This is a genomic window from Pelatocladus sp. BLCC-F211, assembly GCF_041928655.1.
Lineage (GTDB): Bacteria > Cyanobacteriota > Cyanobacteriia > Cyanobacteriales > Nostocaceae > Pelatocladus.
The window spans coordinates 1-8,900 of sequence record NZ_JBHFLM010000212.1 but is presented as its reverse complement, the minus strand read 5'-3'; the positions used below and the strand labels follow the sequence as shown (position 1 = coordinate 8,900).

The 8,900-nt window shown below is 40.3% G+C and carries 7 protein-coding genes and 5 pseudogenes; 6 read left to right on the top strand and 6 right to left on the bottom strand.

The genetic code is table 11. The features are described 5' to 3' along the window. Nucleotides 1-593 precede the first annotated feature (593 nt). The 4 genes and pseudogenes from psbA (at nt 594) to ACE1AT_RS25535 (ending at nt 4,007) form a co-directional block, all read left to right on the top strand. A complete protein-coding gene (gene psbA / locus ACE1AT_RS25550; RefSeq protein ID WP_374873521.1) occupies nt 594-1,691 on the top strand; it encodes a photosystem II q(b) protein in 1,098 nt (365 codons plus the stop codon). Between the two features lie 135 nt (nt 1,692-1,826). Further along, on the top strand, nt 1,827-2,492 hold the full coding sequence (locus tag ACE1AT_RS25545) for a TetR/AcrR family transcriptional regulator (RefSeq protein ID WP_374873519.1): 666 nt from the start codon (nt 1,827-1,829) through the stop codon (nt 2,490-2,492). Between the two features lie 334 nt (nt 2,493-2,826). Continuing rightward, nucleotides 2,827-3,312: pseudogene (locus ACE1AT_RS25540) on the top strand (IS5/IS1182 family transposase); the annotation flags it as partial. A gap of 260 nt (nt 3,313-3,572) precedes the next feature. Continuing rightward, a complete protein-coding gene (locus ACE1AT_RS25535; RefSeq protein ID WP_374873517.1) occupies nt 3,573-4,007 on the top strand; it encodes a DUF4158 domain-containing protein in 435 nt (144 codons plus the stop codon). On the opposite strand, the gene ACE1AT_RS25530 is transcribed toward ACE1AT_RS25535, so the two are convergent. Continuing rightward, the gene (locus tag ACE1AT_RS25530; RefSeq protein ID WP_374873515.1) at nt 3,913-4,281 is read right to left on the bottom strand and encodes a tyrosine-type recombinase/integrase; all 369 of its coding nucleotides are present in this window, start codon (nt 4,279-4,281) and stop codon (nt 3,913-3,915) included. The two genes, ACE1AT_RS25535 and ACE1AT_RS25530, sit on opposite strands and share 95 nt — an antisense overlap. 165 nt (nt 4,282-4,446) lie before the next feature. Here ACE1AT_RS25530 and ACE1AT_RS25525 point away from each other — a divergent pair. Continuing rightward, a pseudogene (locus tag ACE1AT_RS25525) lies at nt 4,447-4,623 on the top strand (IS5/IS1182 family transposase); the annotation flags it as partial. A 504-nt stretch (nt 4,624-5,127) separates the two neighbouring features. Here ACE1AT_RS25525 and ACE1AT_RS25520 read toward each other — a convergent pair. The 4 genes and pseudogenes from ACE1AT_RS25520 to ACE1AT_RS25505 all read right to left on the bottom strand — a co-directional run. Next, nucleotides 5,128-5,754: pseudogene (locus ACE1AT_RS25520) on the bottom strand (ISAs1 family transposase); the annotation flags it as partial. Between the two features lie 139 nt (nt 5,755-5,893). Next, nucleotides 5,894-6,229 carry a transposase family protein gene (locus ACE1AT_RS25515; protein WP_374873513.1) on the bottom strand — a complete coding sequence of 112 codons (336 nt, stop codon included), beginning with the start codon at nt 6,227-6,229 and terminating at the stop codon, nt 5,894-5,896. Between the two features lie 100 nt (nt 6,230-6,329). Further along, entirely contained in the window at nt 6,330-7,214 is an 885-nt protein-coding gene (locus tag ACE1AT_RS25510) for an alpha/beta fold hydrolase (protein ID WP_374873511.1), read from the bottom strand. A gap of 2 nt (nt 7,215-7,216) precedes the next feature. After that, complete coding sequence (locus tag ACE1AT_RS25505; RefSeq protein WP_374873509.1) at nt 7,217-7,813, bottom strand: TetR/AcrR family transcriptional regulator; 597 nt, start codon at nt 7,811-7,813, stop codon at nt 7,217-7,219. 51 nt (nt 7,814-7,864) lie between these two features. On the opposite strand from ACE1AT_RS25505, the pseudogene ACE1AT_RS25500 reads away from it, so the two are divergent. After that, a pseudogene (locus ACE1AT_RS25500) lies at nt 7,865-8,254 on the top strand (reverse transcriptase N-terminal domain-containing protein). A 212-nt stretch (nt 8,255-8,466) separates the two neighbouring features. On the opposite strand, the pseudogene ACE1AT_RS25495 reads toward ACE1AT_RS25500, so the two are convergent. Beyond that, nucleotides 8,467-8,760, bottom strand: a pseudogene (locus tag ACE1AT_RS25495) (transposase); the annotation flags it as partial. Between the last annotated feature and the right edge of the window lie 140 nt (nt 8,761-8,900).

Below are 8,900 nucleotides of genomic sequence, written 5' to 3'. Positions count from 1 at the left end.
TTGTATTTTTTCTCAACAAGCATACTACACAATAATTGTTCAAGGCCGCGGATGCTTTGAGGCTGACTTGAGAATATTTTTAACCTCTAATTCCATTTGGTTTGCGTTCTCTCATATCGCTTTTAGTCTAAACTCCAGTTATCAGTCAAATATAAAATATTTGATTATTTCTCTTCACGCCGTAGATTAATTTAGTTTTATTTTCTTAATTATCCTGATTTTTTGCTTTTTTCTTGACTGTAATCTCTTTATACTTCAACTTGAAGTGCGGAATGTGGGTTATAACTAAATATATCTAACTTTCCTCTTTGGTTATTGTTACATTTTTATGCTGTTTATTTAGTTTTTACGGATATATACGTGAGGTGCAAGATGTGAGTCTTCCTCCTTCTGCCCTCTGCCCTCTGCCTTGCCCCAACCAAGATCACCAAAAGTTGCCAAGAACCCATAAAATTGGTTACTAACTTCAACTTATAACTAGTTAGTCACTGACAAAACATAGTAAAACTTATTAGTATTCTATTTAGGTTGTTAATAAACTTACAAACAACCTGATTACGAAATGTAGTGCATTGCAATCATTCATTCAAGTTATGACTACTAGTTTACAGAGAGGCGAAAGCATTAATGTGTGGGAGCGGTTCTGTCAGTGGATTACCAGCACTGACAACCGTCTTTACGTCGGTTGGTTCGGTGTGCTCATGATCCCTACCCTGCTCTCCGCAACCATCTGTTTCATCATCGCCTTCATTGCTGCTCCCCCCGTAGACATCGACGGCATCCGTGAGCCGGTTGCAGGTTCCATAATCTACGGCAACAACATCATCTCTGGTGCTGTTGTTCCTTCTTCTAATGCCATTGGGTTGCACTTCTACCCTATCTGGGAAGCTGCTTCCCTCGATGAGTGGTTGTACAACGGTGGTCCATACCAGTTGGTGATCTTCCACTTCCTCATTGGTTGTTTCTGCTACCTGGGTCGTCAGTGGGAATTGTCTTACCGCTTGGGTATGCGTCCCTGGATCTGCGTCGCATACTCTGCTCCTTTGGCATCTGCGACCGCAGTATTCCTGATTTACCCCATTGGTCAAGGCTCCTTCTCTGATGGTATGCCCTTGAGCATCTCTGGTACATTCAACTTCATGTTAGTGTTCCAAGCTGAACACAACATCCTCATGCACCCATTCCATCAATTAGGTGTAGCAGGTGTGTTTGGTGGTGCGCTTGCAAGTGCAATGCATGGTTCGTTGGTGACTTCTTCGCTGGTGCGTGAGACGACTGAGATCGAATCTCAGAACTACGGTTACAAGTTTGGTCAAGAAGAAGAGACCTACAATATCGTGGCTGCCCACGGTTATTTCGGTCGCTTGGTTGGGCGTCTGAACGAGGTGGTATTGGGAGTCAACGCAAATAGTCGTAGCCTTCACTTCCTCCTTGCAGCCTGGCCCGTGATTGGTATCTGGTTCACTGCCTTAGGCATCAGCACAATGGCATTCAACCTTAATGGTTTTAACTTCAACCAATCAGTAATTGACTCTCAGGGTCACGTCATAAACACTTGGGCAGACATCATCAACCGCGCTAACTTGGGTATGGAAGTGATGCATGAGCGTAATGCTCATAACTTTCCCCTTGATTTGGCTTGTAGCGGGACTGTACCTGTTGCTCTAATTGCTCCAGATATCCAAGGTTAGCGTTGCTAAGATCCAATTTTCAATAATCTATTGAAGCTACGTGTTTACTAGCTGACCGATAAATACTAAAAGCGCTCTTTTGGGGAGCGCTTTTTCGATTCTAGTTATTTTGTACTTACAACCTCAAATATTAAGATGCAATTAAACTCTTTTGCTAAGACTAACCGACAAGTTCGCAATCCAGAAATGACGAAGAAGCAAATTCTTGATGCAGCTGAAGAAGAGTTCGCAAGGTATGGGCTAAGTGGGACACGGATAGAAGAGATTGCCAAAGGTGCAGGCGTCACTACAGGCATGATTTACTACTACTTTATAAATAAGGAAGAATTGTATAAAAACGTCTTGCAAACACCTATCGCTGAACTGCACGAAGAACTTGAGCAGCTAAATTTGGATTGCCTGCAAGCAGAGGAAGCATTAAAAAGCATTGTGCAGGTCTATATTGCTTACGCAGCATCTCACAACAAGAGAGGAATGATTTTGTTTCAGGAATTAGTTCAAAATCAGGGTAAGTATTTGGAACAGATGAACTGGCAAAACACTTTCGTTTATATCATCAATGTTTTGAAACGGGGAATAGCAGAGGGTAGTTTTCGTCAACTCAATCCGATTTTGACCACTATACAGATTTTTAGTATTTGTGTTTTCTACTTCACCTTTCACGAAAACCTCAAACGTCTTACACCAAATCTGCAATTGCTAAGTCCAGAAATAATTGAGCAGTACACGCAGGAGGTAATTAAGCTATTTCTTTTGGCTTTCGCTGACCACGCGAATTTTTCACAGCATCAGCAGATTTAAGGTAAATTATCAGAATCAGTAAACCAAAAGGTTTTTCCCAAAGAGCGATCGCTAATCACACTTGCGTAAGCTCGTATATTATAGACTACAATTTTATAATTAATGCTTATGCTGCTCTCTTAAGGGTCAAAAAATGAAATGATGAAAGTACGGTGTAGCATATGGGCTGAAAAAATTGACTGTTTCATCTCTAAGAGAAGCCACGAGGAGCGAGTCTACAGAAAAACTGGCTTTAAGAGTAAGTGAGTCTACTGCCAATGATACGTTTTGTGATTTGAATCATAAAATAAACTTTTAACTCACAATATGCTTCAAAAAGCATAAGATGTGCTTAGAAACATCATCTCAAGCAACTCAACAAAAAACAGTAGAACCAGAAAAAGAAGTAAGTGAACCTAAAAATCAAGGGAAATTAATTTTAGATGCAACTTGTGCGCCAGGTGATATCAGCTATCCAACAGATTTAGAATTATTAAATCAGGCGAGAAAGCACACAGAAAAAATTATAGACTTGCTTTATGAACAGGTGAAAGGTCAATTGGGTAAAAAACCAAGAACGTATCGAGAAGTAGCTAGAGCAGATTATCTAGCAGTAGCGAAAAAACGTCGAGTATCCCAAAAGGATAGAAGCAAAGCCATAAAAAAACAACTGCAATATATCAAAAGAAATTTAGCTCATATTGAGCAATTAATGTTATCAGGAGCTAGACTCGTAAATTTAAGCAACAGACAATATAAGATGTTGCTCGTCGTCACAGAAGTTTATCGTCAACAACTCTGGATGTATGAAAATAAAAAGCAGAGTATTGAAGACCGGATTGGCGAAAATAGAAGGTTCGTGTCATCAGGTGCAGCCTGTGGCTAGAACACTTGATATATATGGATTCTAGCCTCTGAATAACTTTTCTCTCTTAGCCCCCTTTTTGCCCCTAATTCATAAGTTTTCTAAATATATTTTTTTAAATAGTTGACAAATAGTCTAAAATCTGTGTGGTTGATTAATTTCTTATAGTGCAACAATCTTTTCTCATACACTCGCTTGAGAAATACTCAGGCTTTCAAACGATGGGAAGAAGATGAATGGTGAAGTCAAATTGGGATACAGAAGAACTAATTGAAAATTGGACACTTCTGCCAACGGAATTAGAATTAGTCAGAAACAAAGTCGGCGGTAATCAGATTGGATTTGCTCTGTTATTAAAACATTTTCAGATTTTTACCTGTTTTCCTGACGAAAAATCGTCTATTCCCCAAATTGTTATCTCTTACATAGCAAATCAACTTAAAATTCCTGAAAGCTCATACTCAGATTATGATTGGCAAGGACGAACCGCAAAAGTCTATCGTGTTGAAATTCGTCATTTATTTAATTTTAGAGTAGCTACCGTCCAAGATTCAGTAGAAATGAGCGACTGGCTCATTAAAGAAGTATTACCTCGTAATCTCTTTGAATTTGGCGCAAAGCTCTCAATTCGGGAGAACGCAGAGGATGAATGCTGTCATGACCATTTTTGACACGATGTATTTCTATATAACCTCCTACTAAATCTATCTGTGACCATTTCAAAGCAACTAATTCGGCAGTTCTTAGTCCGTGACGAAACATCAATAAAATGATTGCTCCATCTCTAACACCATGACGACCTACTTTTTGAGCAGCACCAATCATGGCGTTGACTTCTGATGGTCGCAGATATTCTCTTTCCCTGATAGATGATTTTTTGGACGGGGGAGTATTTTGAGAAAATATCTTTGCCGAAAATGGATGTTGGATAGTGATAGATAGCATGGGTCAAGTCCTCATGCTGAGGTCTATATTTTCATTGTACTTTGCCTAAAAGGAGACAAACTAGGCAAAGTTATCATTTGTATTTCTTATCAATTAACCCTAAAAAATCGGTCATTTTTACATAACTTTACAAGGCTGCACCTGGTGACACGAACCTTCTATTTTCGCCGGATTGTAAGTTTAAGCCAACCACATATCCGTCCCATAGTTCGAGGTAAAGCTGGGAAACCTGTGGAATTTGGGGCAAAATTGTCGGTTAGTTATTGCAATGGCTATGTGTTTTTAGACCATATTAGTTGGGATAACTTTAATGAATCAACCGACTTAAAAAGTGATGACGAAACTAAATCATACTTCTGTGACTGCAATTGCTATTACTTTTTTAGTCATGAATCTTTCTACTCAACTTTCACGGTTATTGTCTGCTTTTTTATATCTATTTTTCCAAATTAGACCTAGTGTACGGTCTAATATTATTGATGATTATACTTTGAAAGTGTGCAGATAATACACACTTATGTTTAACCCTGATGAAGTGACTAATCAATCCTTCTCCTGCTGTTTTCTGACTTTTTCAGCAAGCCCTACTTGAACAACTAAAAAAAACGCTGTCGACTATGAAATAGTTAAAGAAGTTCTCTGCGGAATGTGGGATGAAAGAATCGATAAATAAAAAATAGCGCTCCTAAAAGGAGCGCTATTTTAATAAGCACTTCATAAGAAAATGACCACAACCTTACAACTACTTTTGGTAGGTTGTTAGGTTGAAGTTGCTCGCTAACTTCAACAAGCAACATAATTTAACAATAGAACGTTATTTAAGCTTTGTCAGTTATTAAAAAGTTATTACAAAGTTATATTTTGGGGTAAAAGTTGGACACTGTTGGCGAAATATTTCTTCACATTAAAAAGTGATAAAAACCAGGGGTATTTCATTCTAAAAAGTTGCAGGAGTGTGTCTAGATCAAAGGAGCATAGTCGTTGCGCTTGAGCCATGTTTTCAAACCCTAGGTCACGATACAAGTTAAGAGCAAAATTACGAGCTATCGCCAAAATCTGGGGTAAAGGGTTAGTACTAATCCTAGATATATCTTCCCCCTGAGTCACATCTCTAAGATAATGCACTTTGTTTTCTACGCCCCAGTAGCTGCGAATCCGCAGAGCAAACTCTTGAGCAGTTGTACTCACAGAGGAAATGTAATAACGAGTTTCAGTAGTCACCTCAATCATCTGATGTCTGAGAAGTTGACGTTCTGATTCGACTCGAATGAGAGTGGTCAGTCCAGGCCAAGACCGGATGCCATCAAGGGTTTGACAAATACTGACGTTACGCTTCTCCATTCGACCGTGTCCCTTGTCTATTTGCTCATAAGTAGATTCTGGTGTAAAATTAGTTTTAACATCCTCGAATAAACTAGGTTGGTTGCCCTTAAGAGCCGCAATATAGTGGTTGCCACTCTTAATAATTAACTCACAAGTTTTTTTTGGGTATTAATGGCATCAAATGCGAATACAACTCCTTTGAGAGCTAGTTTCTCTATTAACTCAGGTATTGCTTTGATTTCATTCGTTTTTGCATCAACCTCAATTGGTTCGGTGAATTAACCCCCGATCAACAATGTAAGCACTGGCCAACATAATCGCCGGATGGGGTTGAATGCCAAAAAAATGTGCAAAACAAGCAGAATATTGCTCGTAGTCTATAATGTAACAGTGAACGTCGGATGGTGCTGTAGGAAGGGAGCCGATTTTTGGGCGGCTTGAACAAGTCTATCAATTGATGACGATAACTTGCAATCCAGTCTCCAATCGCTAAGAACCCTTTATTGCCTGCCGCGATCGCTAACGTAAACAGTGCTAGGCACACCGCAAGGTTATGAGGTTGTCCTGCACGCCGACGCGGGTCTTGAAGTTCAGTAAAGGCTTCTAGAATTGCTAGTTGGCTCACGGCGGTAATTGCGCTCTAATATGAACGCGCTATATTTTAGCATACAGTTCCCAGATTTAGAATGAAATAGCCCTGCGATTGTCCCAGTTTGATTGGGATCTTATTTTCTTGCAAGTCCCTTACTTTGCTGAAGGAGGAGAGTTTCCAACGGCTCACTTAAAAAGTCAATCACTAAACCGTTAAACTCGTTAGGATATTCCAAATAACACCAATGCCCACACTGATCAAACAAATGTAGTTTGGCAAAAGAAATTTTTTGTGTGGCAATAGACGCGTACTCAACGGGAATAAGCTTATCCTGCTTACCCCAAACTACAAGTGTTGGTACTTGAATTTCTGATAAATGTTCAACGATAGAACGTAAAAATTCTGATTTTACCCCCCAAAAGTTTGCGGTAGTGCGAAAGGTTCGCAGTTGAAATTGCAATACTTCCAGTGATAGATTTCGATACACTAGGTTAATAAATTCATTGTTAAGAAATGGCGCTGAGTTGTAAGCACATTGACGAATAAAGAATCGCGCTGTGGCAAGGCTTGGGCGATTCAGTGCTTCACCAATGCCTGGAATTGATGTTAGCCGCGCAGTAAATGCTACTTTTTCGCCTAAGCCGGCACTACCTACAAGAATTAATTTATTGACCCGTTCCGGGAAAGCAAGGGTTAACTTAAGTGCAATAGCACCACCTGCTGATGCCGCAATGAACGAAGCTTGCGGTATCTCAAGCGCATTCATAAAGCTAACAACAAATCGGCTTAAATCATCATAAGTGTAAGTTTCATCAGGTTTATCAGACTTGCCCGAACCTACCAAGTCTAAGGCGTAGACACGATGGCGCTCCGCAAGAGCAAAGACGTTCTTATACCAGTAATCAATTGCCCCACCAGCCCCATGAATCAATACAAGTGGTGTTCCTTGTTCGCCAACTTGCCAGTAACGAGTTTTTATACCATCTACGCTGGTATATTGGTCAGTTGGTGTTTGCATTTTTATTTACCTCTAGGTTGCCGAATATGGCTGATTGCTGCCACAAGTGCATGAATAATGACTTCATAACTAGCATCGGTGGAACGCTCTAACGTTAATAATCCTGACATATCTGCTGCAACGAAGCCGTAAAAAGCTGCGTGTAACATCCGTATCGCATCTATCATTTCGTCGCGGGTTAAATCATAGGGTTTGAGCGCGCGTTCATAAAAGTTCAATATTGTCTGCACAATCGCTGCAAAGTCTGGGTCGGATGGCTGCAATTGCACCTGAATCATAACGGCATACAGAGATGGATGTGATCGCGCAAAATTCCGTGCCGTATGCCCTACCACTTGCAGCATGGCAAGGGGTTCGTTGAGTTCTGTTGTCTGCTGATGACACAGTGCGAAAAACCTCTGCCAAATCTCCAACGCCACGGCTCGCCGCAATGCTGGATTACCATCAAGATGCTTGTAAATAGAAGGTGGCTTAATTCCCAAGGAGCGTGCAACACGATTAACACCAAGAGCAAACTCACCTTCTTTTTCGAGGCAAACAATTGCAGCTTTAACAATGTCTTGCTTAGTCAGAGAGTGTTCTTTAACTGGACGACCCATAATTGGGAAGATTTAGCTAACAGTATTAATTAAAAGCTATTCATATTAGCTTTGTCAAGAAAAAGATACAGGGTAAACGCAAGAAAATGGCGAAAAATCGAGCGATACGTTTTCAAGTTGCAAAAGCGCATCTATGCTGCTTCACGTTGTGGTGATGTCAAACGTCTCCGCAAACTTCAAAAGACACTGATGAGGTCTTAGTCTAATCGAGTACTAGCAGTGCGTCGAGTTACAGTCGAAAACCAAGGTAAAAAGACGGCAGGAGTGGACGGCGTAAAATCATTGTCCCCAGCAGCACGCCTAGAACTGGTAGGGCAACTCAAGCTAAAAGGCAAATCCAAGCCAACCCGTAGAGTTTGGATACCTAAACCTGGAAGCCAAGAAAAACGGGGCTTTCCAATACTGATGTATATTATGCAGCAGTGGGGGTGGGATGTATAGCCGACAACCTTATTTGCTCGTTGAGGCCACTGTACTTGAAGCTACACCGATTTCTACACGCAGTATATCTGACGAGTAGAACACATCAAGCGCTCGAATCCAAGCGTTTGGTTAATTATCAACTATGTCTATACCCTATCTACACTACTGTCTACACAGTTTTACTCAGTAATATTATTAAGTAGTAGTATTTTTATATACTTGATTTTGGATTAGATCAATCGTTGTACTTCTTCAAATGTACTTGCTGCAATCACATTCCGTAGAATCGCTTTTAAACTTGACAAATCCGAAATTTGCTCAATTTGTGGCATCAGTTGTAAGCCATCGCTACCGAATTTCATCTCTAGAGTCATTTCAATATTAGATAGCATTTGCTCGCGTCTTCCACGTTCCTCACCTCTTTGTTCGCCACGTATTTCCCCCTCATGGAGAATTTCTTGATACCAAGGTGATTCGCGCAATACTGTCATATCCCACCTCATGATTTGTTGGACTAATGCAGTAGAACTCTTGCAAAAGTGTTTTGTGGTATAATTAAAAGTTTGATAATTTGCGATTAGGAATTTGATCAGCAGTGAAGATAGAGAAAGCCAAACAGCTTACTTCAAGAAAATTTAAGCGCATGACCGGAGTAAGCCGTAGA

Bases quoted from the DNA above. Each gene is read 5' to 3' on its own strand.
- psbA (WP_374873521.1), top strand. From the start codon at position 594: ATGACTACTAGTTTACAGAGAGGCGAAAGCATTAATGTGTGGGAGCGG.
- ACE1AT_RS25545 (WP_374873519.1), top strand. From the start codon at position 1,827: ATGCAATTAAACTCTTTTGCTAAGACTAACCGACAAGTTCGCAATCCA.
- ACE1AT_RS25535 (WP_374873517.1), top strand. From the start codon at position 3,573: ATGGTGAAGTCAAATTGGGATACAGAAGAACTAATTGAAAATTGGACA.
- ACE1AT_RS25530 (WP_374873515.1), bottom strand. From the start codon at position 4,281: ATGCTATCTATCACTATCCAACATCCATTTTCGGCAAAGATATTTTCT.
- ACE1AT_RS25510 (WP_374873511.1), bottom strand. From the start codon at position 7,214: ATGCAAACACCAACTGACCAATATACCAGCGTAGATGGTATAAAAACT.
- ACE1AT_RS25505 (WP_374873509.1), bottom strand. From the start codon at position 7,813: ATGGGTCGTCCAGTTAAAGAACACTCTCTGACTAAGCAAGACATTGTT.